General features: G+C 73.6%; 23 protein-coding genes and 1 pseudogene. 13 read left to right on the top strand and 11 right to left on the bottom strand.

The genetic code is table 11. The features are described 5' to 3' along the window. Positions 1-121: 121 nt before the first annotated feature. A complete protein-coding gene (locus ACFQ87_RS27630; RefSeq protein ID WP_380613530.1) occupies positions 122-514 on the bottom strand; it encodes a ribonuclease in 393 nt (130 codons plus the stop codon). A gap of 289 nt (positions 515-803) precedes the next feature. Between ACFQ87_RS27630 and ACFQ87_RS27625 the strand changes: the two genes are divergently transcribed. Both ACFQ87_RS27625 and ACFQ87_RS27620 read left to right on the top strand, forming a co-directional pair. Continuing rightward, positions 804-2,324, top strand: a complete 1,521-nt coding sequence (locus ACFQ87_RS27625; RefSeq protein ID WP_380613529.1) for a carboxyl transferase domain-containing protein — start codon at positions 804-806, stop codon at positions 2,322-2,324. Positions 2,325-2,914: 590 nt separating this feature from the next. After that, positions 2,915-3,289 (top strand): transglycosylase SLT domain-containing protein, encoded by a 375-nt coding sequence (locus ACFQ87_RS27620; RefSeq protein ID WP_380613528.1) that lies wholly within the window; start codon positions 2,915-2,917, stop codon positions 3,287-3,289. A gap of 228 nt (positions 3,290-3,517) precedes the next feature. Here ACFQ87_RS27620 and ACFQ87_RS27615 read toward each other — a convergent pair whose 3' ends face one another. After that, complete coding sequence (locus tag ACFQ87_RS27615; protein WP_380613527.1) at positions 3,518-3,976, bottom strand: HD domain-containing protein; 459 nt, start codon at positions 3,974-3,976, stop codon at positions 3,518-3,520. Between the two features lie 155 nt (positions 3,977-4,131). On the opposite strand from ACFQ87_RS27615, the gene ACFQ87_RS27610 reads away from it, so the two are divergent. Continuing rightward, entirely contained in the window at positions 4,132-5,058 is a 927-nt protein-coding gene (locus tag ACFQ87_RS27610) for an AEC family transporter (protein WP_380613526.1), read from the top strand. 10 nt (positions 5,059-5,068) lie between these two features. Here the strand turns inward: ACFQ87_RS27610 and ACFQ87_RS27605 are convergent, their stop codons facing one another. Then, a complete protein-coding gene (locus ACFQ87_RS27605; RefSeq protein ID WP_380613525.1) occupies positions 5,069-5,527 on the bottom strand; it encodes a MarR family winged helix-turn-helix transcriptional regulator in 459 nt (152 codons plus the stop codon). A gap of 120 nt (positions 5,528-5,647) precedes the next feature. On the opposite strand from ACFQ87_RS27605, the gene ACFQ87_RS27600 reads away from it, so the two are divergent. Beyond that, positions 5,648-6,526 carry an alpha/beta fold hydrolase gene (locus ACFQ87_RS27600; protein WP_380613524.1) on the top strand — a complete coding sequence of 293 codons (879 nt, stop codon included), beginning with the start codon at positions 5,648-5,650 and terminating at the stop codon, positions 6,524-6,526. A gap of 529 nt (positions 6,527-7,055) precedes the next feature. On the opposite strand, the gene ACFQ87_RS27595 is transcribed toward ACFQ87_RS27600, so the two are convergent. Continuing rightward, positions 7,056-7,352: a barstar family protein gene (locus ACFQ87_RS27595; RefSeq protein ID WP_380613523.1), complete on the bottom strand. Its 297-nt coding sequence runs from the start codon at positions 7,350-7,352 to the stop codon at positions 7,056-7,058. Positions 7,353-7,853: 501 nt separating this feature from the next. On the opposite strand from ACFQ87_RS27595, the gene ACFQ87_RS27590 reads away from it, so the two are divergent. After that, positions 7,854-8,378, top strand: a complete 525-nt coding sequence (locus ACFQ87_RS27590; RefSeq protein ID WP_380613522.1) for a hypothetical protein — start codon at positions 7,854-7,856, stop codon at positions 8,376-8,378. An 89-nt stretch (positions 8,379-8,467) separates the two neighbouring features. On the opposite strand, the gene ACFQ87_RS27585 is transcribed toward ACFQ87_RS27590, so the two are convergent. Further along, on the bottom strand, positions 8,468-8,731 hold the full coding sequence (locus tag ACFQ87_RS27585; RefSeq protein ID WP_380613521.1) for a dsRBD fold-containing protein: 264 nt from the start codon (positions 8,729-8,731) through the stop codon (positions 8,468-8,470). Between the two features lie 379 nt (positions 8,732-9,110). Here ACFQ87_RS27585 and ACFQ87_RS27580 point away from each other — a divergent pair, with 379 nt between their 5' ends. After that, on the top strand, positions 9,111-10,127 hold the full coding sequence (locus tag ACFQ87_RS27580; RefSeq protein WP_380613520.1) for a DMT family transporter: 1,017 nt from the start codon (positions 9,111-9,113) through the stop codon (positions 10,125-10,127). Between the two features lie 16 nt (positions 10,128-10,143). After that, positions 10,144-10,452: pseudogene (locus ACFQ87_RS27575) on the top strand (DUF6629 family protein); the annotation flags it as partial. A gap of 24 nt (positions 10,453-10,476) precedes the next feature. Here ACFQ87_RS27575 and ACFQ87_RS27570 read toward each other — a convergent pair. Next, positions 10,477-11,802, bottom strand: a complete 1,326-nt coding sequence (locus ACFQ87_RS27570) for an MFS transporter (RefSeq protein ID WP_380613519.1) — start codon at positions 11,800-11,802, stop codon at positions 10,477-10,479. Further along, positions 11,799-12,416 carry an ArsR/SmtB family transcription factor gene (locus ACFQ87_RS27565; RefSeq protein WP_380613518.1) on the bottom strand — a complete coding sequence of 206 codons (618 nt, stop codon included), beginning with the start codon at positions 12,414-12,416 and terminating at the stop codon, positions 11,799-11,801. Before ACFQ87_RS27565 ends, ACFQ87_RS27570 begins: the two co-directional genes overlap by 4 nt. 263 nt (positions 12,417-12,679) lie before the next feature. Here ACFQ87_RS27565 and ACFQ87_RS27560 point away from each other — a divergent pair, with 263 nt between their 5' ends. Both ACFQ87_RS27560 and ACFQ87_RS27555 read left to right on the top strand, forming a co-directional pair. Next, entirely contained in the window at positions 12,680-13,378 is a 699-nt protein-coding gene (locus ACFQ87_RS27560) for a hypothetical protein (RefSeq protein ID WP_380613517.1), read from the top strand. 96 nt (positions 13,379-13,474) lie between these two features. Next, complete coding sequence (locus ACFQ87_RS27555) at positions 13,475-15,268, top strand: helix-hairpin-helix domain-containing protein (protein WP_380613516.1); 1,794 nt, start codon at positions 13,475-13,477, stop codon at positions 15,266-15,268. Positions 15,269-15,355: 87 nt separating this feature from the next. Here ACFQ87_RS27555 and ACFQ87_RS27550 read toward each other — a convergent pair whose 3' ends face one another. Further along, complete coding sequence (locus ACFQ87_RS27550) at positions 15,356-16,228, bottom strand: carbohydrate kinase family protein (protein ID WP_380613515.1); 873 nt, start codon at positions 16,226-16,228, stop codon at positions 15,356-15,358. A 3-nt stretch (positions 16,229-16,231) separates the two neighbouring features. Next, positions 16,232-17,176, bottom strand: a complete 945-nt coding sequence (locus ACFQ87_RS27545) for a pseudouridine-5'-phosphate glycosidase (protein ID WP_380613514.1) — start codon at positions 17,174-17,176, stop codon at positions 16,232-16,234. A 138-nt stretch (positions 17,177-17,314) separates the two neighbouring features. Between ACFQ87_RS27545 and ACFQ87_RS27540 the strand changes: the two genes are divergently transcribed. Both ACFQ87_RS27540 and ACFQ87_RS27535 read left to right on the top strand, forming a co-directional pair. Then, positions 17,315-18,217 (top strand): LysR family transcriptional regulator, encoded by a 903-nt coding sequence (locus ACFQ87_RS27540; protein ID WP_380613513.1) that lies wholly within the window; start codon positions 17,315-17,317, stop codon positions 18,215-18,217. A gap of 118 nt (positions 18,218-18,335) precedes the next feature. Next, positions 18,336-20,021, top strand: coding sequence for a peptide-N4-asparagine amidase (locus tag ACFQ87_RS27535; protein ID WP_380613512.1), 1,686 nt, complete (start codon positions 18,336-18,338; stop codon positions 20,019-20,021). Between the two features lie 337 nt (positions 20,022-20,358). Here ACFQ87_RS27535 and ACFQ87_RS27530 read toward each other — a convergent pair whose 3' ends face one another. Then, positions 20,359-21,027 (bottom strand): response regulator, encoded by a 669-nt coding sequence (locus ACFQ87_RS27530; RefSeq protein WP_380613511.1) that lies wholly within the window; start codon positions 21,025-21,027, stop codon positions 20,359-20,361. 90 nt (positions 21,028-21,117) lie between these two features. Between ACFQ87_RS27530 and ACFQ87_RS27525 the strand changes: the two genes are divergently transcribed. Then, entirely contained in the window at positions 21,118-22,701 is a 1,584-nt protein-coding gene (locus tag ACFQ87_RS27525; RefSeq protein WP_380613510.1) for a purple acid phosphatase family protein, read from the top strand. A gap of 124 nt (positions 22,702-22,825) precedes the next feature. Here ACFQ87_RS27525 and ACFQ87_RS27520 read toward each other — a convergent pair whose 3' ends face one another. Next, on the bottom strand, positions 22,826-24,019 hold the full coding sequence (locus ACFQ87_RS27520; RefSeq protein ID WP_380613509.1) for a sensor histidine kinase: 1,194 nt from the start codon (positions 24,017-24,019) through the stop codon (positions 22,826-22,828). Between the two features lie 413 nt (positions 24,020-24,432). On the opposite strand from ACFQ87_RS27520, the gene ACFQ87_RS27515 reads away from it, so the two are divergent. Continuing rightward, positions 24,433-25,098, top strand: coding sequence for a (2Fe-2S)-binding protein (locus tag ACFQ87_RS27515; RefSeq protein WP_380613542.1), 666 nt, complete (start codon positions 24,433-24,435; stop codon positions 25,096-25,098). The last annotated feature ends 279 nt before the right edge of the window (positions 25,099-25,377 follow it).

Genomic DNA, 25,377 nt, shown 5'->3' with positions numbered 1-25,377 from the left:
GGGTTGGGGAAGAGCGGGCGGGAAATGCTGGGGGGGTGTCGGGGTGGGGGGCCCTTCCCGGGGACGCCCGTGGCCCGGGGGGGGAATTTCGCCGGGCCCACGGTCATGCCTGGGGGGGGTGTCAGCAGGTCTGGTCGATCAGGGAGAACGTGGCGTAGTGGTCGCCGGTGTAGTAGTCCTCCTGGTACTGCTGGCCGGTCACGATCCGGCGGGCACCGCGGGTCGGGGCGCCCGGGGTGATGACGGTGTACTCGTGGTAGTACCCGTAGGACTGGCCGGGCAGGACGCTGTCTCTGTTCTGGAACACCACGCCGTCCTGCGAGTACGGGAACGGCCCGTCGGAGGCGATCAGGTTGAGGGTGTCCGTGGCCTCCGGCGGCAGCGTGGACAGGCACACCGTGCCGCTCACATCGGCGTGCGCGTCGGTGGCGACGGCGACGGGGGCGAGGGTCATCATGGCGACAGCGGTGATGGCGGCAGCGCGAGACTTCCACGCGCGTAGAGTGCGAGTCATGTCCACCAGTGTGGCGATCCACCGACAACTCCGGAACCCCTGAGTCAACTTTTTACCGACCGGTAACTCAGCTGTCTCATCAGCGACTTCACCCGTACGCCAGCCCCCGAGCCCCCCTCCCGGAGCCGTCCACGAACCGCCCGCACCGCCCTTGGGTCGACCGCCATCGAACTAATGCGAGCGCCGTTGTCGGCCTGCTCACACCTTCACAGCGCTCCCACGACACGACATCGACGCCGCATAGAGTGGCGCACCGTGTCGGGCCGAAACGATCTCTGACGGGGTGGACATGGGTACGGGAACGGGCACTTCGCTGACGGCACACCAGCTGATCGGACTGCTGGTCGACGCCGGGAGTTTCCAGGGCTGGGACGAGCCGCCGGCCGGGCCGCCCACCGATCCCGGCTACCGCGCCTCGCTCGACCGCGCCCGCGAACGCACCGGCCTGGACGAGGCCGTGCTCACCGGCCTCGGCCTGATCGACGGCCGGCCGGTCGCCCTGGTCGCCTCCGAGTTCGGCTTCCTCGGCGGCTCCATCGGCGTCGCCACCGCCGAACGGATCACCCGGGCCGTCGAACGCGCCACCGCCGAGCGACTGCCGCTGCTCGCCCTGCCGGTGTCCGGCGGCACCAGGATGCAGGAGGGCTCGGCGGCCTTCCTCTGCATGCTCCGCATCACCGCCGCGGTCCAGGCGCACCGCGCGGCCGGTCTCCCCTACCTCACCTATCTGCGCAACCCCACCATGGGCGGAGTCTTCGCCTCCTGGGGCACGCTCGGCCAGCTGGTCTTCGCCGAGCCCGGCGCCCGGCTCGGCTTCCTCGGACCGCGGGTCTACGAGGAACTGCGCGGCGTGGAGCTGCCGGCGGACGTCCAGCGGGCGGAGACGCTGGCCGAGCGCGGGCTGGTGGACGCCGTGGTGCCGCCGCAGGAGCTGCGCGAACTGCTCCGCCGGACACTCGCCGTCCTCGGCACCACGCCTCCCCCTTGCACGGGCGACGTTCGCGATACCGGTACCGCCCGCGCCGACGAGGAGCCCGCCGAGCAGCCCGACGCCTGGGACTCCGTCCGCCGCAGCCGCCGCTCCGACCGCCCCGGCACCCGTGAGCTGCTGCGTCGCACCGCCGAGGAGCTGGTGCTGCTGGACGCGCCCGGCGGCCGCGGCGGCGCGCTGGTCCGGGCGCTCGCCGTGCTCGGCGGCCGGCCCGTCCTGGTCATCGGCCAGCAGCGGCAGAGCCCGGAGCACGAGCGCCCCTTCACCGCCGCCGACCTGCGGGCCGTCCGCCGCACCGCCCGGCTGGCAGAGCAGTTGGGGCTGCCGCTGGTCACGGTGGTGGACACGGCCGGGGCCGAGCTCTCCGCCCAAGCCGAGTTGGACGGGATCGCGGTGGAGATCGCGCACTGCCTGACCACCCTGCTCGCGCTGCGCACGCCCGTCCTCGCCGTCCTGCTCGGCCAGGGCTCCGGCGGCGGGGCGCTGGCGCTGCTCCCGGCCGACCGGGTGCTCGCTGCCGGGCACGCCTGGCTGGCGCCGCTGCCGCCGGAGGGCGCCTCGGCGATCGTCCACCGGGACGGCGCGCACGCGGCCGAGCTGGCCAGGACCCAGGGCATCGGCGCCCACCACCTGGCGGAGGTCGGGCTGGTGGACGAGGTGGTCCCGGAGCTGCCGGACGCCGCCGAGGAACCGGAGGCCTTCTGCGCCCGCATGGGAGCGGCGCTCGGAACGGCGCTCAACACCCTGACGGCCACCGGCGAGGCGGAGCGGCTCACGGCCCGGGCGGCTCGGCACCGGCGGCTGGGCGACGTTCGATGATCGCGTGACTTTCGGCGATCGGGCGACGTTCAGCGATCGACGATCGAGCGACTTCCAACGACCGGGCGACGTTCGGTGAGCCGACACCTCCGGACTGCGACGGGATCGTGTGGCGCCGGGCACAGATCGTCTGTACCCAAAGTGGTGCGATCGGATCGTCCGGTGACAGTCGCCGCACTTAAGCGGTGAGCGCACTCACAGTCGAATCGTGCCTACGACGGGCGGCCGTGGCGCCCTCCGGGTACTCGACAGGCCATGCCCAGGGTTCGTTCGACGGGCATTTTCCCAGCTCAGCACCGATTCGCGCAGGTCCGGGCGCCGCGCGCCGCCGCGCCTTCGAATCCACGGCGGCCACCGCCCGTACGACCGGGCGTCGTAACAAAGGGGTCTTGGCGACGGCCGATCCCGTCTGCCAACAATGGCTCTCGTCGTCAGCCGCACCGGCCTCCTGTCCCGCCGGTGAACGGCTTACCGCCGAGTCGCGCCCCACAACCGCAACGGCCCCTGTCCGGCCCGTGGTCCCGGGTGAGGCGCGACTCGACCCAACCCCGATTGAGGTCCTGTCTTACATGCCCACTTTCAAGCTCCGCATGCGCACTTCCGCCGCGATTCTCGCCGGCGCCGCCGGTCTGACCGCCCTGGGCGCGGGCCTGATGCCCGCCACCGCCTCCGCCGCGGCCCTTTCTCCGAAGGCCATCGCCGCCCAGATCGTCCCGGCGAACCAGCTGGCCTCGTTCAGCCAGATCATCTCGCACGAGTCCAGCTGGAACGTGAAGGCGACCAACCCGAGCTCGGGCGCGTACGGCCTGGCCCAGGCGCTGCCGGGCTCCAAGATGGCCTCCGCGGGTTCGGACTGGCGGACCAACCCGCGCACCCAGATCAAGTGGGCGCTGAACTACATGAACACCCGCTACGGCAGCCCGAACGCCGCCTGGGTCTTCTGGCAGAACCACCACTGGTACTAAGCCGACCCACCACCGGCGTACCGACTTCCACCCGCCTCCTGACCACTCCTCCCTCACCCCGGGGGTCGGACAGGGACCACCGGGGTGACCCGACAGGGCCCGGGCCCGCGCGATCCGCGTGGCCCGGGCCCTGTCCTGGTTTCCCTGGTGCTCACACGGCTCAGCGGTTCACAGCTCCGCAGTTCACAGCTCTGCGGTTCACAGCTCTGCGGTTTACGACCCCTCGATTCACAGCTCCCCGGCGAGCCCGAGCAACTCCCGCATCCGCGCGTACTTGGCGGCCAGCCGCTCGGCGGTCGCCCGGTCCAGCGAGGCCAGCCGGGCCGGGTCGGAGTTGTGCGCCAGATCGGCCCGCTTGACCAGCAGCGCGCCGGGCGTGGCCAGGATGCGCGCGGTGTACTCCTCGACCGGCTCGTCCGGCCGGCGGGTGAGCGCGTCCACGATCGCCTTGGTCGCCTCCGGCAGCGCGGCCGCCGCCAGCCACTCCCGGCTCAACCGGTCGTCCTCGACGGTGTCGTGCAGCCAGCCCGCCGCGATCTGCGCCTCGCTCCCGCCGCGCGCTTCCGTCCCGGCGGCGACCGCCGCGATGTGCTCGCTGTACGGGTGCCCGTTCTTGTCCACCTGTCCCCGGTGGGCGCGGCGCGCGATGGCCTCGACCTCGGACAGGCTCAGGTACTGCTGCTCCATCGGCTCATCGTAGGCCCGTGATCTTCGAGTCGGCGCCTGCTGGTTTACTGCCCCAGGGCTCCACGGCGCCCAGGGTCGCCGCCCCGGGGGCCGACGCCCTCCGGCGGGCGACCCCCGCGGAACCCGGCAGACCCGTCCGAGCGATCCGAGGAACCATGCCATCCCTGCATCCGCTGCTGTCCGGCTTCGCCCCGATCTGGGTGCTCACCGGGATCGGCTACCTCGTCGGCCGCACCGGCCTGCTCGGGCCGCAGGCCGAGGTGGTGCTGAACCGTTTCGTCTTCCACGTCGCGATGCCGGCCGCGCTCTTCCTGATGATCGCCCGCACCCCGCTGGACCGGTTCGCCAACCCCTCGATGCTCGCCTTCGCGGCCGGCACCGCCGTCGCGACCGGCCTCGGACTGCTCGCCGGGCACCTGCTCTTCCGGCGCAAGCCCGGCGAGCTCGCCATCGGCGCGATGGCCTCCGGATACGTCAACTCCGCCAACCTCGGCATACCCGTGACCGTGCAGGTCCTCGGTGACGCCTCCTTCGTCGCGCCGGTGGTGCTGTTCCAGATCCTGCTGGTCACCCCCGCCGTCCTCGCCGTCCTGGACAGCGGCGCGGCCGGCCGCCGGGCCCTGCTCACCCTCCCGCTGCGCAACCCGATCCTGCTCGCCACCGCGCTCGGCGCCGTCGCCTCCGCGACCGGGCTGCACCTGCCCGCCGAGCTGAACCGTTCCGGCGAACTGCTCGGCGGCGCCGGCGTGCCGACCGCCCTGATCGCCCTCGGCATGTCCCTGCACAACCGCCCGCCCACCGACGGCCGTTCACGCCGCGCCGAGGTCGGGCTGACCGTCGCGGTCAAGACCCTGGTCCAGCCGCTCGTCGCCCTCGCCGTCGCCGGGCCGCTGCTCCACCTTCCTCCGCACCAACTGCTCACCGTGGTGCTTTTCTCCGCCCTGCCGACGGCGCAGAACGTCTACACCTACGCCCGCGAGTACGGGCAGAGCAGTGACCTCGCCCGGGACACGGTGCTCTGGTCGACGCTGGTGTCGATGGCGACCCTGTCCGTGATCAGCTGGACCCTCGGGCCCGCGTAGCGCTCCTCCGTCACCCCTCCTCCCGGGCGGCGGCCACCACGGCCGTCATCGCCTCCAGGAAACGCCGGGCCGTCGCCAACTCCGCCGGGTCGAACCGGCCCATCGCCGCGACCAGATCGCCGATCAGCCCGCCGAAGAAGCCCTGCCCCAGCTCCATCGCCCGCTCCTCCACCACCAGCCGGACCTTCCGCCGGTCCTGCGGATCGCGCTCACGACGGATCAGCCCGAGCCGCACCAGCCGGTCCACCAGGCCGGTGGTCCCCGCCGAGTTCAGCCGTAGCACCTCCCCGAGCCGACCCGGGGTGACCACCTCCCCGGCCCGGTCGGCGTCCAGCAGGTGGATCAGCGCCCGCAGATCGGTCGGATGCAGACCGTTGCGGGCTGCGAACTCCGCCCCGAACAGGTCGAGTTCGACCGTCAGACCGCGCAGCAGGTGGACCAGCCGGATCGGCTCCTCAACCTCGGACACCCTCTCGTCCTTCCTCGGGCACTCGTGTGCCACTATTCTCTCGCTGAGCGAGATACTTGCCCAGCGAGCGATTCAGTATGTGATCCAGTCGCCGATCACACCACACCGCGGAGGCCCGCCATGTCCACCCGCACCGCCCGCTCCGCCACCGCCCCCTTCCTCACCGCCTACGACGCGCTGCTCGCCCGCTGGCCCGTCCCGGTCGATCCCCTCACCGTCCGCACCCCGCACGGCACCACCCGGATCAACGCCTGCGGCCCCGCCGACGGCCGCCCCCTCGTCCTCCTCCACGGCGGCGGCGCCACCTCCACCATGTGGTTCGCCAACGCCGGCGCCTGGGCCGAGGCCGGCCACCGCGTCCTCGCCGTCGACCTCATCGGCGACCCGGGCCGCAGCATCCACGACGGCGCGCCACTCGGCGACGTCCCCGGCCTGCTCGGCTGGCTGGACGCCGTACTCGACCAACTCGGCGTCCCCGAAGCCGACTTCTGCGCCCACTCCTACGGCGCCTGGATCGCCCTCGAATACGCCCTGCACTCCCCCACCCGCGTCGACCGCCTCGCCCTCCTCGACCCCACCCAGTGCTTCACCGGCTTCCGCCCCGGCTACCTCCTCCGCGTCCTCCCCCTCTTCCTCCCCCGCCGCACCCCGGCCCGCGCCCGCTCCTACCTCGACTGGGAATCCGGCGGCCGCGGCCTCGACCCCGCCTGGCGCGAGCTCTACTCCGTCGGCTACGCCGACTTCCCCGCCTCCCCGGTCATCACCGGCCCCCGCCCCACCCCCGCCCGTCTCCGCACCCTCACCACCCCCCTCCTCACCCTCTACGCCGCCAACTCCCGCCCCCACGACCCCCACCACACCGCCGAAGCCACCCGCCGAGCCGTCCCACACGCCACCATCGCCACCATCCCGAACACCTCCCACCACACCCTCCCCACCACCGCCGCCCCCGAGGTCAACCGCCGAGTCCTGGACTTCCTCACCCCCACCCGCCCTTGACCCGGCCCTGCGCAGCATGACGACGAGCTGAGCAGACGCCCCGAGTCGACGCCCCGGCAGCACGTCCGACGTCAGCCCGCGCGGCCCACACGCGTCACCCCCGCAACCACGCCCGACCCCGGACGCCGCTACGCCCCACACCCCGCACTCCCGCCCTCGCCGGCCTCAGCCCACGGACCCCCGCCGCAGAACCACGCCGCAGAACCACGCCGGAGCGCGGGCTCCCCGGCTTGCACCGGATTCGGCCCGATGAAGCGACAGGGTCCGACCACTGAGCCTCGTCGGGCCCGCGAATGACCGCGATCGGCCCACGGATCGCCGCGCCCCGTCTCGAAGCCTGCGCGGGAAGTCGGCGGGTCCGACTTCCCGCGCAGGGGGACCTTCGGCCCTCGGCCGATCAACTGCCTCGCGCCCGTGCCCGTTCGTCCAGTGGCTCGTTGGGTCGACCACGAGGAACGGGGGCGCCGCCCGCTCCGACATCAGGGCGGCAAGCCCGTCGCCACCAGGCCCGAAACGCCGCGCGGCTCCGTCAGGCCAACGGGTGGACGACGAGCCGGTTCTGCTCCCCGTCGAAGATCTCGGCCAGGACCTGGGCCTCCTGCCGGTTCCCCGCGAAGAGTCCCCGCTGGACGACGTGCACGGTCAGGATGTCGTGGCTGTCGATCACTTCGGAGATGCCCCGGGTCTCGATCGTGTCCGACCAGGCGTCCAGGTTCCGGCCGAACCACGTCGGCAGCCCGCACGGCTCGCTCACCGCGTCCCAGAAGTCGTCGAGTGTCTCGATCGGTCGACCGCGCAGGTCCACGATCAGTTCGCTGTCCGTCATCGCAGCAGACTACCCAGCCCCACCGATCGGCCGATCAAGGAAACAGGAGCCCAGACCGATCGCCCGTCAGGCCACGAGGGGCGGGCACGGCCGCCGGCCAGGTGTCGCGGAGCCGGGTGCGTTCACCCCGCCCCTAGCGTGGCCGATGGCCGGGACCACGGCGCGCGGTGGATCACCGGTGGGGGCTACTCAGTGATGGCGCCGGCAATGAAGTTGGTGTGGCCGCTGGGGGGGTGGAGACGGCGGCGAGGCTGCCGATGGCGGCCACCCACCTGCTCGCCGGCCGGCGCGGTGGCGGCCGAGGCCTGGAGGCACCTCGCGGCTGGGGCGCGACGCGGCGCGGTCCGGTAGTCCACGGACCAAGTAGTCCACGGACCAAGCGAGCGGGCGGCGGCCGGAAACCGACGCAACCATCAAGTCTATTGGTCCACACGGAACTTGGCACTGGCGGACTACGGCCCCGCAGCCGCCCCACTCGCCTCCCACTTCCCTGGAGCAGCCATGCCCGTGTTCGTCCGACGCCTCGCCCCCGCTGCGGTGCTCGCGCTCGCCGCCCTGGCCGTCCCTCCGAGCAGCGCGTCCGCCGTCGCGTCGGTCCCGGCCGTCGCCGCCTCGCCGGGCGAACACCTGGGGCTGACCTGGACGGCCCTGGAGCAGCTCGGCAACTCGGTGCACGTCGGGACCGACAGCCTCAGCAGCCCCTACCTCGGCGACACCGACCCCGGGACCAAACTGCCGGTGCTCTGCATCCGGGTGGACGGCCGACCGGCCCCGGACGGGATCCCGACCACCGGCTTCCACAGCTGGGCGGGCGGCGAGGTGGCGGCGACCCCGCCGACGGCGGGCTCCGAGCTGACGAGTCGCGAGGCCGCCGACGAGCTGTGCGCGGACTCCTTCGGCGGCGACTGGCGGATGGCCGAGTTCCACGACGGTGAGGGGTGGTCGCTCTGGGCCACCGGCACTCTGCCGCCCGACACCCGCTTCTGGACGGCCGTCAACGACCAGCCGGCCAACCCCTGGAGCTGAGCCGGAGCGCACGGAGGGTGCGGGCGACCGCCCCGGCGCGGCCGCTCCTTCCGCCTCGAAAGGCCCGGGGTTCGGAAGAGCCGCCGAGGTCAGTAGATCAGGTAGCCCGGGCGGTGCCCCTCGTCCTCGATCTCCCCGGTGGCCTGGGCCCGCAGCTTGCGGGACAGTTCCTCCAGGGCGCGGGAGGCCGCGACCTCCTCGCCGATCCTGGCGAGCGGACGGTCGTCCGCGCTCTTCTCGGCCTCGCCGTGCGCGTTCAGGCCCGGCGCCCTCGCGCCCACCAGCCTGGCGTCGCACGTCGTGTGCACGCCGTCCTCTTCGAAGCTCAGCTCCACGTCCCACTGGTTGTGCATGCCACACCTCCTGGCGCCGGCCCCCGTCGCGCCTGTTCGGACCGGCACGGGCGGTGGGCCCGTGGCGGCCGCTCACACCAGCGTGCGCCTGCCCCACCCGAAGCGGCAAGCGCGGCCGGGTGGCACACGGCCGGCGTGCCCCCGGCACCCGAACCGCGCTGCCTCCGGACACCTGATCGACGGGTGTTCCCGCGTCCGATCGGCAGGCTGTCCCGCGTCCGATCGGCGGGCCGTCCCGCGTCCGATCAGCGAGCCGTCCCGCGTCCAATCGGCCTGGCCGCCGCCCCGGCGGTAGGCTGACGGAAGCGCGCCGCGACCGCCGACCCCACCCCGGACCCGCCGGCGCGGCGCGGGGCAGCGACAACCTGGTGGTCCCTCCGTGGCGGTCTTCCTCCTCGCCCTCAGCGCAGCCTGCTGTCTGGGGCTCGGCTTCGTCCTCCAGCAGCACGCGGCGCAGCGGGCCCCTCGTTCCGACATGCTGCACTGGCGGCTGCTGCTGGACCTGATGCGGATGCCGGAGTGGCTGCTCGGGACCGGGTTCATGGTCAGCGGGCTGCTGCTCTCCGCGCTCGCGCTCAACCAGGGCCAGGTGTCACTGGTCGAGCCGCTGCTGGCGACCAACCTGCTCTTCGCCATGGCACTCTCCCGGGTGCTGACCCGTCAGACGCTGGGCCGTTCCGGCTGGGCCGGGGTGCTGCTGCTCGGCCTCGGGGTGACGGCGTTCATCGTGGCCGGGCGGCCCACCGGGGGCGGACCACCCGCCGGGGAGCTGCGGCACTGGCTGGTGATCGGCACGGTGGTCGGGCTGACCCTGCTGCTGGTCTCGCTCGCCCGGCGGCTGCCGCTGTTCGAGGAGGCCACCCTGCTGGCGCTCGCCGCCGGGCTGCTCTACGGCCTGCAGGACGCGCTCACCCGCACCACCACCCAGCACCTGGACCACGACGGGCTGACGGCGGTACTGCGCACCTGGCAGCCGTACGCGGTAGTGGTGGCGGGCGTGGTCGGGCTGCTGCTGGTGCAGAGCGCCTTCGAGGCCGCCCCGCTGCGGATGTCCCTGCCCGCGCTGACCGCCGCCCAGCCGCTGGCCGGGATCGCCTGCGCGGTCGGTTTCCTCGGCGACCGGCTGCGGGTGACCCCGGGCGCGCTGGCATGGGAGGCGATCGGGCTGCTGGCCATCGTGACCGGGGTGATCGTGATCGGGAGGCACCCGGCGATGCCCGGCACCGTCCGGGAGACCCTGGAGAGCATCGGAGCACCACCGGAGGACGCGCCCTGGGACAAGCCCGGCGACCAGGACCAACCCGGGGACAAGGACCAACCCGGGGACAAGGACCAACCCGGGGAGCACGACCAACCGGACGGGCACTCGAAGGGCAGGGACTCGAAGGGCGAGTAGGCGGGCGGCCGATGCATTGGACCGCGCAGGCGGACGCCGTGGCCGGCGGGCTGGCCGCGGGCGTCGCCGGCCAACTGGTGACGGCCCGCACGGCCGCACCCTCGGCTACGCGATCGGCATCCCGCACCCGGCTCTCCTGCTCACCGGCTGCCTCCTCACCACCGTCGGCTCCCTCCTGGCCGGCGGCGACCACCTGCTCCGCCGCCTCGGTCTGCTCACCCGCGCGGGCGCCGTGCTCTGCGCCCTGCTCCGGTGTCTCGCCGTCGTCTCCACCTGGTGCGCCCTCGCAGCCCTGGTCAGCCTCCTGCTCCTCCGCTGGGCGGGCCGCCCGCCCCGGATGGTCGATGCACTACGCGCGTGCCGACTCCACCTCCTGCTCGACGACCGCAGTGCTCCCGTGCCCCCGCAGACGGTCCATCTCCCGCCACTCCGGCCGCAGCCCGGTCAGCGTCGTGGTGGCGAAATACAGGACCCCGGCCGTGAGCAGGCTGGGTATCAGGCCGACCAGGGCGACCGCGCCGCCGGCGAGGAGGCCTCCCAGAGGGATGCCCGCCCAGGCGAGGGAGTCGCCGAGGGCGTGGACGCGGCCGAGGAGGTGGCGGGGCACCCGTTCGAAGAGAACGGCGCCGAGGATCGGGTTGAGGAAGCCGGAGCCGAAGCCCCCGACCGCGAACACCGTGACCACCACCCACATCGGCACGCCGAGGGCGAGCACCAGGATGCGAGGCGCGCCGCACAGTAGGAAGCCGACGAAGAAGACCGTCCGCCGAGGCAGGCGCGAGGCGACGGCCGCCGCGATCAGGCTGCCGACGACTGCCGTGGCGCCCATGACACCGGCGGTCAGACCGATGGCGGCCGGGCCGTTGCCGGACTCCCGCGCCCAGACCGGGACGAGGACGGTCGTGAAGCCGGCGTCGAGCAGGTTGGTGATGCCGACCATCACGATCACGGCGAGCAGCAGCGGCTCGGACCGCAGGAAGGCGAAGCCCTCACGGAACATCCGCCAATAGCCGCCGTGCTCCCCCGCCCCCGTCGGCCCGGACGACGACGCGGCCACACCGGGCACCGCCGGACGCCCCATGCCGCGCGGCAGCGCCAGGGCGATGATCAGCGAGCCGAGCGCGAAGGTGCCCGCATTGACCGCCAGCCCGGCCAGCGGCCCCAGCAGCGCGACCAGCCCTCCGCCGACCGCCGGGCCGACGGTGGAGGCCAGCCGTTCGGTAACGCCGGAGAGCCCGGTGGCGCGCTCCATCGGCACCCTGGCATGGTCGGCCGCCTCCGGGACCATGACCGACTTGGCCAAGTCACCCGGGCCGCGCATCGCACCGATCACCGCGACCATCGCGAGCAGCAGCCAGAACGGCAGCAGTCCGCGCGCGTGCAGCAGCGGGACCAGGCCAGCCGCGACGGCGCTCACCGCGTCCGTCGTCCAGGACACCGCGCGCGGCCCGAGCCGGTCGACCAACGGACCGGTCAGCGCCTTGACCAGCACGTACGGCGTCATCTCGGCGAAGGCGACCAGGCCGGTCATGGTGGCGCTGCCCGTGGTCGCCAGAACGAACCACGGCAGAGCGATGGCCGAGACGCGCGTCCCGGTCAGGGAGATCGCCGTGGCGGCGAGCACCCCGGCCAGCGGCCGGAAGCTGCGCACGGGGTCAACGGCGATGGTGGTCATACGGGTTCCCCCTCGGTCGTGGTGGTGCTCGGGTCCGGCAGGACGTGGACGATCACAGAGACCTGCTCGGCGCCCTCCGGGACCGGCTCACCGTCGTCGATCCTGCGGTAGCGCCCGATCACGTCGGACAACTCGCCGGTCAGCTGCTCGGCCTCGGCGGGCGTGAGCTGCAGGATCAGGTCGCTGAGGTCCGTCACCCGGCGCCACTCGCGCGGCATGGTCTCGAAGGCGTCCAACGTGCGCTGGCCGGTCAGGGTGTGGGCGGCCAGGACGGACCGCAGGAAGCCGACGGCCGTGTCGGGCTCCTCGTCCGCCATGTCGTCCCCCGTCCAGACGGTCAGCGGGTGGGCCGCACGCCACCAGCGCTCACGGGCGTTGCCCCGCTCCCGGTCCTCCTCGACGAAGCCCGCAGCGGCGAGCTGGCGCAGGTGGTAGCTGGTAGCCCCGGAGTTGAGCCCGAGCTGCGCGGCGAGCCTCGTCGCCGTGGACGGGCCGTGCTTGCGCAGCAGCCCGACCAGCTGCATGCGCACGGGGTGCGCCATCGCCCGCATGCCCTTGGCAGTGATGGCGATGTGCGGGTCCTCGCTGTGCTTCCAGCCGCGTTCTTCGGTCATGGCCAGCAGCGTAGGACCGCAAAGAGATGTTTGCAAAGGATTTTTTGCGAAGGGTTCTTCGTGGTGGAGTGGAGTGGATGGCCCGCCGGTCGGCGGGTGTCCGGCCTGCCGCTCGGCGGGGGCCGGGGCCCGCTTCGAGCCCCGGAGCCGGATTGTCACCCGGACGGCGGAGGCGCACCCTGGCAGCAGGGCCCGGGAAGCGGCCCGCCCCGGTCGGCCGCGCAACCGTTGACGGCCACCGGTCAGGCACGAGGGGCAGGGCAATGGCACGCGGGAAGCTCTGGGGCTACGTGGCTTCGGGGGCCCGGGCGCTCGGCGCGCTCGGCGGCACGGGCCGCAGTGATCGCAAGGGCGGCAAGGGCGGCAAGGACGCGCTGGAAGGCCTCGGCCCGGTCCCACCGGTCGCGATGGCCTCGCCCCGGACGCTGTCCCGCACCGAGCTGGACCGGCTGCGGTGGACCGGCCGGCAGGCCGGGTGCGAGCCGCAGGCACGGCACGTCCAGGTCGCCGAAGTGGTGCACCGGGTGGTGCGCGGCGGCGGCCGGGCCGCGGCGGTCACGGTCCGGGTGGCGCCCGGGCTGCCGGTGGTGGCCGGGGACGCCCGGCGGATGGAGGCCGCGATAGCCGGGCTGGTCGACCACGCGATCCGGCGCAGCCCGCTGGGCGGCCGGGTGCTGGTCCGCGCGGAGGTCACCCGCACCCGCCCGGCGGCGCCCCGGGCCGCGACCGGGCGGGGTGCCACTGCGCGCAGGCGGGAGCGGGTGGAGATACGGATCTCCGACCGCGGGTCGTACGAGCCGCCCGAGGCCCGCGAATGGATGCCGCCGGGCGTGCGCGCCACCGGACCGGTCGGCCCGGCGCTGCACAGCCTGGTGCTGGCGGCGGGCGGCCGGCTCGCGGTCGAGCCCACCCCCGGCGGCGGCCTCACCGTGGTCCTGCTGCTGGCGGTCGCGTATGACTAGCCGCTTACTAGCCGCTCGGCGAACGCCGGGCCCGCCACCCGGTGGGCATCGGCCGACCACCCGGCGAGCCGGGGCCGCCGAACCTAGACTTGCCCCATGCCCCGGCTCAACGACCAGGTCAGGGAGCTGCTCCAGGAGTACGCCGACCTGATCAACATCACCGGCGGGGACGCCTTCCGGGCCCGCGCCTACGAGAAGGCCGCCCGCGCGGTCGGCGGCCACCCCGAGGACCTGGCCGGGTTGGACGTCAAGGGGCTCCAGCAGATCCCCGGCGTCGGCAAGTCCACGGCCGAGAAGGTCGCCGAATACCTCGCCACCGGAAAGATGGCCGCGCTGGAGACCCTGCGCGCCGAGATCCCGTCCGGCGTACGGGAGATGATGGCCGTCCCCAGCGTCGGCCCCAAACGCGCCCTCTCCCTCTACCGCGACCTCGGCATCGCCTCCGTCGAGGAACTCGCCGAGGCGATCCGCGCCGACAAGCTGTCCGACCTGGCCGGTTTCGGCGAGCGCAGCGGCGAGAAGATCCTGCACGGCATCGAGCTGATGCGGCAGTCCGGCGGCCGCACCCTGCTCGACACCGCCACCGAGCTGGCCGAGCAGCTGGTCGAGGCGCTCTCGGCCGTCCCCGGCTGCACCCGCTGCGCGTACGCGGGTTCGCTGCGCCGGATGCGCGAGACGGTGGGCGACATCGACGTGCTGGCGACCGCCGCCGACTCCGCCCCGCTGATGGCCGCGCTCACCGAACTCCCGTACGTGGCCGAGGTGATCGGGAGCGGGCCGACCAAGACCTCGGTCCGCACCACCCAGGGCATCCAGGTGGACCTGCGGGTCGTCCCGGAGGAGGACTGGGGCGCGGCGCTCGTCTACTTCACCGGGTCGAAGGCGCACAACATCAAGCTGCGCACGATGGCGGTGCGGACGGGGCTGAAGCTCTCCGAGTACGGGCTGTTCGAAGTCGACGGCGGAGCCGGGAAGGACGGCGGAACGGGGAAGGACGGCGGAGCCGGGAAAGGCACCAGGGCGGAGGGGGCCAAGGTCGTCTCGGAGACCGAGGACGAGGTGTACGCCGCGCTCGGCCTGCCCTGGATCCCACCCACGCTGCGCGAGGACCGGGGCGAGATCGAGGCCGCGCTGAACGGTGAACTCCCGGACCTCATCCAGGAGTCGGACCTGCGCGGCGACCTGCACACCCACACCGACCTCACCGACGGCCTGGCCACCCTCACCGAGATGATCGACACGGCGGCCGCGCGCGGCTACTCCTACTACGCCGTCACCGACCACGCGCCGGACCTGGTGATGCAGCGGATGACCGACGAGAAGATGCTCGCCCAGCGCGAGCAGCTGCGCCGACTCGCCGACCGGCACAAGAAGTTGCGCCTGCTGCACGGCACCGAGCTGAACATCGGCCCGGACGGCGGGGTGGACTGGCCGGCCGAGTTCCTGGCCGGCTTCGACGTCTGCGTGGCCTCCGTGCACTCGCACTTCGCCCTCGACCGCGCCGCCCAGACCCGTCGGCTGATCCGCGCCTGCGAGAACCCCCACGTGCACATCATCGGCCACCTCACCACCCGCCGGATCGGCCGGCGCGGGCCGATCGACGTCGACCTCGACGCGGTGTTCGCGGCGGCCGCGCGTACCGGCACCGCGATCGAGATCAACAGCTCCCCGCAACGGCTGGACCTTCGCGACGAGGACATCCTGCGGGCCAGGCGGCACGGCGTGCGCTTCGCGATCGACAGCGACGCGCACGCCACCGGCCACCTCGCCTACCCTCGCTTCGGCATCGGTACGGCGCAGCGCGGTTGGCTCACCGCCGAGGACGTGATCAACGCCTGGACGTGGCAGAAGCTGAAGCACTTCCTCCGCAAGGACGCACTGCGCGGCTAGGCGGCCCACCACCCAACGGCCCCTCCGGCCCCACCCAACGGCCCCACCCGCCGGCCCACCCCGCAGCCCCATCCGCCGGCGAACCGCCTACCCCGCGCTGGCCCCCGGCGAGGCCAGCACCCGGGCCGCGCTGCGGTGCCCGAGCCCGGCCGCCAGGTGCAGGTCCCCGGTGTCCAGGAAGCCCGCCAGGAAGCCCGCCGCGAAGGCGTCCCCGGCCCCGGTGAGGTCGCGCACCCGCGCGACCGGCGGGACCGGCACGGTGAACAGCCCCTCCCCGGAAACGTCGACGGTGGTCGCCTCGGCACCGGATTTGGTGACCACCGTGGTGGCTGCCAGCCGGGCGCGCCCGGGCCCCGGCAGGCCGTCCACCAGCAGGCCGAGGAGCGCCGACTCGGACCGGTTGGCGAACACGAAGGTCGGCGCCAACTCGGCCAGCAGGCCGAGGAACCGCTCCCGCCCGAACTGCTCCAGCATGCCGGTCGAGGAGGCGTCCACCGAGGTGGTGCCGCCCGCCTCCCGGACCCGGCCGAGCGCGTCCACCGCCGTGGCGCCGACCGGCTCGCCGTCGAAGGAGTAGGCGGGCACGTGCAGGTGGGTCAGGCCGGCCAGCCACTCCGGCGGGACGCGCTCCAACAACGTGGCGGCGCCGCGGTCGGGCAGCATGGTGCGCTCGCCGTCCTGGTCGATGAGCACCACGATGCTGCCGGTCTGGCCGCGCCGCTGCACCCGCACGTCCACGCCGTGGCCGCCGAGTTCGGCGACGATGCCGTCCCCGACCGGGTCCGCGCCGACACAGCCGAGGAAGCGGGCCGGGTACTGTCCGGCGGCGAAGCAGGCGACGTTGGCCGCGCTGCCGCCGCGACGCCGGAAGACCTGGGCGCTGGAGTCGGTGCCGTGGCGCAGCGGGCCGTCGACCCAGACCACGATGTCCTCGACGAGGTCGCCGAGCACCCCCAGCACGGGTCAGGCCCCGGTCGACGCGGCGGCGGCCAGGGCGGTGGCGATCTCGCCGCCGAGGCGGACGTTGCCGCGGTAGACCTCCACGTTGACCTCCAGGCTGCGGCCGCCGGTGTCGCGCTGGATGTAGTCGAGCAGGAACGGGGTGGAGGCGTTGCCGGTGACGCCCCGGCGCTCGGCCTCGGCCCAGGCGCGGGCCAGGATGCCGTCCAGCTCCTCCGGCGGCAGCTGCTTGGCCGGGTCGACCGGATTGGCGATCAGGACGGCCTGCGGCAGGCCGAGCCGGTCGCGGGCGTCGATCACCTTGGCTGCCTCCTCGGGCGACTGGACGCTGAAGTTGATCTCGTGGCCGGAGTCTGTGACGTAGAAGCCGGGGTACTTGGTGGTGCGGTAGCCGATGACCGGGATGTTGAAGGTCTCGAAGCGCTCCAGGGTGGCCCGGATGTCGAGGATGGACTTCACGCCGGCGCTGACCACGGTGACCGGGGTGGCGGCCAGGGTGGTCATGTCGGCCGACTCGTCGAAGCTCTCGGAGGCGCCGAAGTGGACGCCGCCGAGGCCGCCGGTGGAGAAGACCCGGACGCCCGCGCGGTGGGCCAGGAAGGCGGTGGCGGCGACGGTGGTGCCGCCGTGCCGGCCGAGCGCGACGACCACCGGAAGGTCGCGCAGGCTGACCTTGTCCAGGCCGTCGGCGGCGGCCAGTTCGGTGATCTGCTCGGTGCTCAGGCCGACGGTGGGCACACCCGCGTGCACCCCGATGGTCGCCGGGACGACGCCCGCCTCCCGCAGCTGCCGCTCGGCCTCCAGCGCGACGGCCAGGTTGCGCGGCCGGGGCAGGCCGTGGGTGAAGATCGTCGACTCCAGGGCGACCACGGGACGGCCGTCGGCGACGGCCTGCGCGACCTCCTCGGAGACCTTGATGGCGGGGGTGCTGGTGGGCAGTCCGGTCATGATGCGATCTTCCTGTGAGATGCCACTGCGGTGGGGCAACGTGGCGATCAGCGTATGGACGCTTCGCATCGGAATCCAGAATGAGTCCTGAGGCTTCTGATAGGTAATCACCTATCAGTTCGCACTAGACTGAACGGCATGGGTCTCACCTTGCGTCAGCTGGAGGTCTTCCTGACCGTCGCCGAGACGCTGCACTTCGGCCGGGCCGCCGAGCGGCTGCACATCTCGCAGCCGACGGTCAGCCAGGAGGTCGCCCGGCTGGAGCGGACCGTCGGCGTCGAGCTGTTCGACCGCAGCCGCCGCTCCGTCGCCCTGACCGAGGCGGGCGAGGTGATGGCCACCGAGAGCGCCCGTCTGCTCAAGCAGGCCGGGGCGCTGCTGACCAGGGTCCGGCTGCACGAGGAGTCCCGGCTCGGCACGGCCCGGATCGTCGCCTCCCCGAGCGTGGTGAACCGGCTGCTGCCCGCCGTGGTCAGCCGGGCCGAGCAGGAGCTGCCCTCGCTCACCACCGCCGAACTCGCCGTGGACACCGGGCAGGTGTCCACCACCCTGGCCACCGAGCTCGCCGACATCGGCCTCGGCCGCTTCCTGACGGAGGTGCCCGGCTACCGCCTGGAGCGGATCGCCGACGAGCCGGCGCGGGTCGCCCTCGGCCGGGACCACCCGTTGGCCGGACGGACCGGCCTGCGCCTGACCGAACTGCGCGACCTCCCACTGCTGTTGTGGCCCCGCGAGCAGCACCCCCGCTACTACGACCACGTGCTCGGCCTGTGCGCGGAGCACGGCATCGACCCGCCGGTGCTGGTCAGCCCGCCACGGATCGTCGGCTCCCGGCTCTACCTGCTCGCCCGCAACCGCGCCTTCTCGCTGGTGCCCGCCTCGATGACCGGCCACCTCACCGAGGACGTCGCCACCGTACGACTGGAGGGCGGGGCCACCCTGCCACTGGAGATGCAGTGGCGGACGGACGACCGCCGCCCGACGCTGGCGGTGCTGCGCGACGTGATCCGCCAGGAGGCGGCCGAGCTGGAGGAACCGTAGGAGCCGCAGGAGCCCCGGCACCGACCCTTGACGCTCACATGCCACCGCCGGAAGGATGCCCGGACCATCCACCCGCCCCGTCGCACGCCGACGGGCCGCCCGACCCCGGGGATCCACCGTGACCCTGCACTCCCTGCTCCGCCGAACCGAGTCCCGAAGTCCTCTGCTGCGCCGCACCGCCCGCTTAGTCGGCGCCGCCCTCCTGACCCTCGCCGGCACCCTCACCGCCGCCGGGCCCGCCCACGCCGACTTCGGCACCGGCTACCACGACCCGGTCACCGCCACCAAGCCGCTCACCCGCCCCGACACCCGCTCCTGCACCGTCGAGGTGATGCACGAGCGCGAGTTCCGCAACGGGTACGGCAATCCGCCCGACACCCCGTACACCGCCACCCTCACACCGCCCGCCGACTGCGCCGGGCCCTGGTCGGCGGTGGTCATGGACCTCCACGGGCAGGTCGCCGGGCGGCAGTTCGACCGGATCTTCAGCGTTCGCATCGGCGGCGTGCAGGTCCTGCTCTCCTCGACCCCGGAGCCGTCCAAGGACGGCATCCGGTGGAACGTCGAGCGCGATCTCACCCGCTACGCCCCGCTGTTCACGGCCGGACCGCAGCCGTTCTCCTTCGACCTCGCCAACGTCACCGACGCCACCTACACCGGCGTCTACAAGATCTCGGCGAGCCTGACCTTCTACACCGCGAACGACCGCTGGCCCGCCGCCCGCGGCGCCGACCAGCTCCTCACCACCGGCCCGTTCGCGCTCACCCAGGCCGCCCCGACCGCCGGGCGCGAGCTCACCTTCCCGCAGAACCTGGAGCGCCTGACCGCCGAGGTCTACGCCCGGGGCGGCGGCGCCTGCGAGGAGTTCGCCTACGCCTCCGCGCCGGACGCCTTCGTCGCCGCCAACCCGTCGATCGGCGCCTGCGGCAAGGGCCCGTTCCGCGAGCTGCGGCTCACCGTGGACGGCCGGGTGGCCGGCGCGGTCTGGCCGTACCCGGTGATCTACACCGGCGGCTGGGACCCGTTGCTGTGGCGGCCGATCCCCGGCGTCTTCGCCTTCGACCTGCCCGCCTACCGGCTCGACCTCACCCCGTACGTCGGCCTGCTGCTGGACGGGCGCCCGCACACCGTCGGCATCACGGTCAACGCGAGCGAGGCGCAGAGCAACGACGTCTGGACCGGCCAGGTCAACCTGTTCGCCGAGGTCGACCACGGCACCGCCCGCACCTCCGGGCAGCTCACCGACTACCGGGTCGCCCCCGAGGCCACCGTGGGCACCGAGCTCACCGACCACGGCGGCGGCAGCGGCGACTGGACCGTCACCGCCGCCCGGCACGACCTCGCCCGGGGCTGGGTGCAGACCTCGCACGGCCGGATCACCACCGAGGTCCGCGACGACCTCGCCTTCAGCTCCGCCCAGCAACTGCGCGACGGCGGCAACGACGTGACGCTGCACAACGGCACCGACCTCACCCGCACCACCGCCACCTGGGGCGGCGGACCGCACCGCACCGCCACGGTGCACGAGGGCGAGCCGCTGGACGTCACGTACAAGGTCACCCACGACGCGGCCGGGAACACCGACCAGCGCACCGCGATGGACCTCGGCTACCACCGCGAGGCCACCACGGCGACCGGCGACCACGTCACCGAGCGCTCCACCGTGGACCACACCCTGCGACCCACCGCCCAGCGCCACGACGGGGACCGCACGGTGCGGACCGGCAGCAGCGTCGAGGACTACCGCAGCACCGGGCCGGAGGGGCCGTACCACCGGACGCTCAGCTTCGTGGACGGCTGGTAGTGGGTCGACTGGTAGTGGGTCGACGGCCCGGAGTGCCCGGCGAAGGCCCGGCGGATTGCGAAATTTGCCCGAATTCGGCCCGTTCACCCCTGGTGCGCGCGCCGTAGGAGGCGCATGATGGGAAATGGACCTGCGAGGTAGCTGAAGGAAGTTCGACCGCAGGAGGCAGTGGCGACAGATCGAGACGGATCAGGGTCTGCCGCTGAGCACTACCTCGGTCGACGATCGAACTACCGGCCGGAGGACGTCAAGTCCGGAGGCCACCCCCACCTCGTAGGTTCCGCGCGTCCACGGAGCATCCCCTCGGCCCCGTGGGCGCGCTCCCGTTCCGCCCCGGTCACTGCGGCACCGGGTAGCCCGCCTCCCAGGCGTACACGGCGATCCCGACCCGGTTCGGCGCGCCCAGCTTGCGCTGGATGCTGGCCACGTGGGTCTTCACTGTGCCCCGGGAGATGAACAGTTCGGCGGCGATGTCGGCGTTGGTGCGGCCCGCCGCGACGTGACCGGCGATCTCCACCTCGCGCTCGGTCAGCGGCACCACCGGGGCCGGCTGCGCGGGCCGGCGCGGCGCCGTCACGTGCTTCAGCAGCCGCACCGTGACCGACGGGCTGATCAGACTCTCCCCGTCCGCCGCCGCCCGGACCGCCTCGGCCAGCAGGGACGGGCCGGAACGCTTCAGCAGGAACCCGGACGCGCCGTGCCGCAGCGCCGGGTAGACGTACTCGTCCAGGTCGAAGGTGGTCAGCACCACCACCCGCACCGAGCCGGACAGCCGCCGGGTCACCTCCAGCCCGTCCAGCCTCGGCATCCGGATGTCCACCAGCGCGACGTCCGGCCGCAGTTCGGCCGCCAGCTCCAGCGCGGCCTGCCCGTCGGCGGCCTCGCCGACCACCTCGATGTCCGGCTGCGCGTCGAGGATCCGCCGCACGCTCCGCCGCACGGCCTCCTGGTCGTCCGCGATCAGGGTGCGGATCACCCGCGGACACTCACCGTTCGTACTCGTCACAGCGGGCAGTCTCCCGCATCGCCCGCCCGGCGGGAAAGTTCACGCTGCCGGTCCGGCGCGGTTCACCTCCGTCCGGTGAGGCTGGCCGCCATGAACGCATCCAGTGGACGCCTCCCCGTCAGCAGGCGCGGGCTCCTGGCCGGGGCGACCGGTCTCGGCCTCGGCGGCGCCGTCTCCCTCTCCGGCATCGCGCCCACCCCGGCCGTCGCCTCCCCGCTGCTGTGGGAGCGGCCGGACCGCTCCGGCGCCCCGCGGGTGGCCGGACTGCACCTGCAGTTCGGCTCGGACGCCTCGCGCGAGGTCACGGTCTCCTGGCACACCACCACGTCCGTCTCCAACCCCCGGGTGATGTACGGGACTTCGCACGGTGGCTTCGGCCGCAGCGAGCAGGCCGAGACCCGCACCTACCGGGACGCCGCCTCCGGCACCGAGGTCCAGGTGCACCACGCCCGGCTCACCGGCCTGCACCCGGACACGGACTACGTCTACGCCGCCGTCCACGACGGCGCCACCCCCGAGCTCGGCACCGTCCGCACCGCCCCGCGCGGTCGGGCCGTCTTCACCTTCACCAGCTTCGGCGACCAGGGCACCCCCACCCTCGGCAAGCAGACCGCCAACGGCTACGCCAACGACAACCTCGGCAGCCCGGCCGCGGGCGACACCACCGCCGGGGTCGAACGGGTCGCCCCGCTGTTCCACCTGGTCAACGGCGACCTCTGCTACGCCAACCTCGCCACCGACCGGGTCCGCACCTGGTCCGACTGGTTCGAGAACAACACCCGCTCGGCCCGCCACCGCCCCTGGATGCCCGCCGCCGGCAACCACGAGAACGAGCGCGGCAACGGCCCGATCGGCTACGGCGCCTACCAGGCCTACTTCGACCTGCCGGACGCCGGCTCGGACGACGAACTGCACGGCCTCTGGTACGCGTTCACGGCCGGCTCGGTCCGCGTCATCAGCCTCAACAACGACGACGTCGCCTACCAGGACGGCGGCAACTCCTATGTGCACGGCTACTCCGGTGGCGCCCAGCAGCGCTGGCTGGAGCGGGAGTTGATCGCCGCCAACGCGGACCCGGGGATCGACTGGATCGTGGTCTGCATGCACCAGGTGGTCATCTCCACCGCCGACAAGTTCAACGGCGCCGACCTCGGCGTCCGCGAAGCCTGGGTACCGCTGTTCGACAAGTACGGCGTCGACCTGGTGGTCTGCGGCCACGAGCACCACTACGAGCGCTCCCACCCGATCCGCGGCCAGCAGCCGACCGACACCCGCACCCCGATCCCGGCCGCCACCGACACCGAGACCGTCGACACCACCCAGGGCACCGTCCACATGGTCATCGGCGGCGGCGGCACCTCCGTCCCCTCCAACAAGCTCTTCTTCACCCCCGCCAAGGCCCGCGTCATCACCGGCGTCGGCCCCGCCGACAAGGCCACCGGCAAGCGTCCCCCGGTCTACGTGATCGAGGACGCCCCCTGGTCCGCCTTCCGTGACGCCGACAACCCGTACGGCTTCGCCTCCTTCGACGTCAACCCGGGCGAACGCGGCGGCGACACCACCATCGACGTGACGTACTACTCCGTCAGCGGCCCCTACGGCGACCTCGTCCCGGTCGACCGCTTCACCCTCACCCGCCCGCGCGGCGCCCGGGGCGGCGGCCGCGAGCGCTGAGACGCCCGACGGGGGCGCGGGTGTGCCCCGTGGACGGTGCTGCCGACCATGGGGACGGCCGCCGACCCGCACGGACGTGGCGCCGGCCGAGCCCGCTCGGCCGACGCCACCGGGCCGCTCACCGCTACCGCCCCGGCAGCACGCACACCACCTGCCACCCCGCCGGGGTGACCGGGCCCGAGGTCAGGGTGCCGCCGTGGGCCGCCGCACGGGCCGTGAGGCCGGGCAGGCCGGTACCGCCCGAGCCGGGTCGGCGGCGCAGCAGGGGCCTGCGAACGGCGGGGCCGCCGTCGTCGGTGACGGTCACCCGGACGGCGCTCCCGTCGTCCGCCGGGGCCACCCGGACGGTCACCTCGGTGGCCTGCGGGGCGTGCCGCCGGATGTTGGTGAGGGCCTCCAGGACGACGGCGTACACGGTCGCCTCCGCCTCGACGGCGAGTCGACCGGAGGCCTCGGGACCCAGCTCGACGGTGGCGCGCAGGCCGCCCGTCGTGCCGAAGCGGGTGACCAGCTCCGGGAGGTCTGCCAGGCCGAGGCGGCGGGTCGGCGCCTCGGCGCTCTGGTCGCCCTGCGGGTCGCGCAGGGCACCGACCATGTCGTCCATCGAGTCGAGCGCCCGCAGCCCCGCCTCCTCCAGGCGGCGCAGCAGGGCGGACGTCTCCTCGGGTTCCTGCCCCGGGAGCTGGCCGGCCTGGGCCTCCAGCACGATGCCGGTGATCTCGTGGGCGACGAAGTCGTGCAGGCCGCGCGCCACCTCGAGCCGCTGCTCACGCCTGGCCGCCGCGACGGCGCGCTCCCGGCGGGCGTCCAGGATCCGCAGGTAGAGGCCCGCTCCTGCCGCTCCGAGCACCGGCAGCAGGGAGAGCAGCACGCCGACCACCGGCCCCGCCGGGCCGCCCTGTGGTGTCCGGAGGGCGAACCGCAGCGGCAGGACGACGGCGGCCAGGCCGACCAGGCCGCCGACCGGCCCGACCCAACGGTCGGGCAGCCGGCGGACGGCGCGGAAGACCACGCCGAGCAGCGCGAGCCATTCGAAGGGCAGCCACAACGCGGGCAGCCGGTACGGCCCGGAATAGAGCAGGTCGACCAGCAGGGAGGTGCCGGCCACGGCTCCCGCCGCAGCGGTGAGCGTGATCCGCCCGGTCGGCCAGGGCAGCGACGCCACCACCGCCGTGAGCACGGCCGTCAGGGCGAGCAGTACGGCCGCGCCACGCTCCCCCGGGTGCGCGAGGGCGACGGGCGCCAGCAGGACGACGACGGCGAGCGCGGCGAGAGCTCGCCGGGACCGGGCGGGGTGGGGCTGAGGGTCGGTGCGCACCCGGCCGAGCCTACGGGCAGCTCTCCCGGGGGAGGCGGGCTCCTCCCCGCGGGGGAGGCAACTCCCCTCCCGGGCGGGAGGCCCCGTCGAGGGCCCGGGAGCAGAATCGGAGCACGCCCGACGCGGCGGTGCCGGGGGGGCCGGGGCGCGGCGGTACCGTTCATGCCCATGATCGGTGTCCGACCGCGCCCCTGGAGGCTTGCCCCGATGGCCCTGCACCACCGCCCGTCCGCAGCCGGGCCGACCGAGCGTGGCGCGGGGTTCAACGGCCGTACCGGGGAGGGCCGTTGAACCCCGCGCCCGACGACCGCAAGCGGCCCGGCGACCGCAAGCGATCCGACGACCGCCAGCCGTCCAGCAACCGCCGACAGCCCGACTACGGCCGACTCGCCGCCGTCGGGCCGTACTTCGCACTGGACACCTCCTCTGCCGGGACGCCGCCGCCGGGCTTCCGCCCGCTGCCGGAGCTGTACGGCACCGGGCCCGACGCGCCGCTCGCCGCCCGGGTCCGGGTGGTGGCGCAGCGGCTGGGCACCGCCGAGCTCCGGGTCGCGGCCTCGATCCTGCACCTCGGACTGGCCGCCCGCTTCTGGTCGGTGGGCCTCGGTTCGGCCGTCCTACTGGGGACGGTGCCGACTCTGGACCAGGCCTGGGTGCGGATTCCGGACCAGGGGCCGATCGACCTCTGGACTCCGCCGGAACCGGCACACGGCATGACCGGCAGTCTCGCCGACCAGCTCCACCATGCCGTCCTGCTGGGCCAGTTGGAGCCGCTCGCAGCGGCGGTCCGGGCCGCCGTCCCGCTCTCGGCACGCCTGCTGCTCGGCAACGCCGCCTCCGCCCTGGCCGGAACCCTGCGGGTGCTGGACGCCCATGCTCCGGGACCGGCCCGGGAGTTGGTCGCGGAGCTGCTGGCCCGTCCGCCGCTGGCCGGGTCCGGCACGCTGCTCACCGGGCTGCGCGGGACGACCTTCCGCCGGACCAGCTGCTGCCTCTACTACCGGATCGCTCCGGGCACCGGGCTCTGCGGGGACTGCTGCTTCACCCGGCCGCCGGCCGCAAGGAAGCGGAGCGACTGAGACCCTCACGGATGAGGGTCATGTCCGAGACACGGACCACTGGAAACCCACTCTCGCAGGTTTCCCCGAGACCTCGGAGCGAGCAGCATCCCCGAGCGGAATCCCGTCACATCCCCCGGACCCGGCACTCCCCGAGGCATCGCGACACGGGACGGCCCTCGAACGGCCGGGTGCATCAGGACCCCGGGGGCGAACGGGCCCGGGGGGGGGGGGGGGTGCTGGGGGGGGAGGGAGGGCGGGACAGGCCCCGTCCGCATCTCCTTGCATTATCTCCTCGAT

Source organism: Kitasatospora sp. NPDC056531, from assembly GCF_042794375.1.
Taxonomy (GTDB): domain Bacteria; phylum Actinomycetota; class Actinomycetes; order Streptomycetales; family Streptomycetaceae; genus Kitasatospora.
This window is presented reverse-complemented; position numbering and strand designations above follow the sequence as displayed.

What these genes read in the sequence shown, in the direction of transcription:
- ACFQ87_RS27630 (WP_380613530.1), bottom strand. Translation starts at nt 514, where the DNA reads ATGACTCGCACTCTACGCGCGTGGAAGTCTCGCGCTGCCGCCATCACC.
- ACFQ87_RS27625 (WP_380613529.1), top strand. Translation starts at nt 804, where the DNA reads ATGGGTACGGGAACGGGCACTTCGCTGACGGCACACCAGCTGATCGGA.
- ACFQ87_RS27620 (WP_380613528.1), top strand. Translation starts at nt 2,915, where the DNA reads ATGCGCACTTCCGCCGCGATTCTCGCCGGCGCCGCCGGTCTGACCGCC.
- ACFQ87_RS27615 (WP_380613527.1), bottom strand. Translation starts at nt 3,976, where the DNA reads ATGGAGCAGCAGTACCTGAGCCTGTCCGAGGTCGAGGCCATCGCGCGC.
- ACFQ87_RS27610 (WP_380613526.1), top strand. Translation starts at nt 4,132, where the DNA reads ATGCCATCCCTGCATCCGCTGCTGTCCGGCTTCGCCCCGATCTGGGTG.
- ACFQ87_RS27600 (WP_380613524.1), top strand. Translation starts at nt 5,648, where the DNA reads ATGTCCACCCGCACCGCCCGCTCCGCCACCGCCCCCTTCCTCACCGCC.
- ACFQ87_RS27595 (WP_380613523.1), bottom strand. Translation starts at nt 7,352, where the DNA reads ATGACGGACAGCGAACTGATCGTGGACCTGCGCGGTCGACCGATCGAG.
- ACFQ87_RS27590 (WP_380613522.1), top strand. Translation starts at nt 7,854, where the DNA reads ATGCCCGTGTTCGTCCGACGCCTCGCCCCCGCTGCGGTGCTCGCGCTC.
- ACFQ87_RS27585 (WP_380613521.1), bottom strand. Translation starts at nt 8,731, where the DNA reads ATGCACAACCAGTGGGACGTGGAGCTGAGCTTCGAAGAGGACGGCGTG.
- ACFQ87_RS27570 (WP_380613519.1), bottom strand. Translation starts at nt 11,802, where the DNA reads ATGACCACCATCGCCGTTGACCCCGTGCGCAGCTTCCGGCCGCTGGCC.
- ACFQ87_RS27565 (WP_380613518.1), bottom strand. Translation starts at nt 12,416, where the DNA reads ATGACCGAAGAACGCGGCTGGAAGCACAGCGAGGACCCGCACATCGCC.
- ACFQ87_RS27560 (WP_380613517.1), top strand. Translation starts at nt 12,680, where the DNA reads ATGGCACGCGGGAAGCTCTGGGGCTACGTGGCTTCGGGGGCCCGGGCG.
- ACFQ87_RS27555 (WP_380613516.1), top strand. Translation starts at nt 13,475, where the DNA reads ATGCCCCGGCTCAACGACCAGGTCAGGGAGCTGCTCCAGGAGTACGCC.
- ACFQ87_RS27545 (WP_380613514.1), bottom strand. Translation starts at nt 17,176, where the DNA reads ATGACCGGACTGCCCACCAGCACCCCCGCCATCAAGGTCTCCGAGGAG.
- ACFQ87_RS27540 (WP_380613513.1), top strand. Translation starts at nt 17,315, where the DNA reads ATGGGTCTCACCTTGCGTCAGCTGGAGGTCTTCCTGACCGTCGCCGAG.
- ACFQ87_RS27525 (WP_380613510.1), top strand. Translation starts at nt 21,118, where the DNA reads ATGAACGCATCCAGTGGACGCCTCCCCGTCAGCAGGCGCGGGCTCCTG.